At 38.1% G+C, this 239-nt stretch carries 1 protein-coding gene; it reads right to left on the bottom strand.

Annotation, left to right across the window (positions count from 1 at the left end):
- Nucleotides 1-41: 41 nt before the first annotated feature.
- On the bottom strand, nucleotides 42-239 hold a 198-nt coding region (locus LI112_RS18755; protein ID WP_369123681.1), incomplete at its 5' end, for a ParA family protein.

The following is a 239-nucleotide window of genomic DNA, read 5'->3' as shown; positions in this document are numbered from 1 at the left end:
GCAATTCATCATAAGAAGTAAGCTGAATTTCTTTCTTAGGTTTACGCATGATTCAACACCTCCTGGACAAGTGCTTGATAACTGTACGCACCTTTTCCTTTTGCATCGTAAGAAAAAATACTGACACCTTCTGATGCAGTTTCGGCAAGAGCTTCTGTTCTTGGAATCGTCTGATCAAAAATTATAATCTCTGCTCCATAAGCATCTCGTACTGCCTGCTTATTTCTCTTTGAATTATT

This window comes from Blautia sp. 210820-DFI.6.14 (genome assembly GCF_020558815.1).
Taxonomy (GTDB): Bacteria; Bacillota; Clostridia; order Lachnospirales; family Lachnospiraceae; genus Blautia_A; species Blautia_A obeum.
This window is presented reverse-complemented; position numbering and strand designations above follow the sequence as displayed.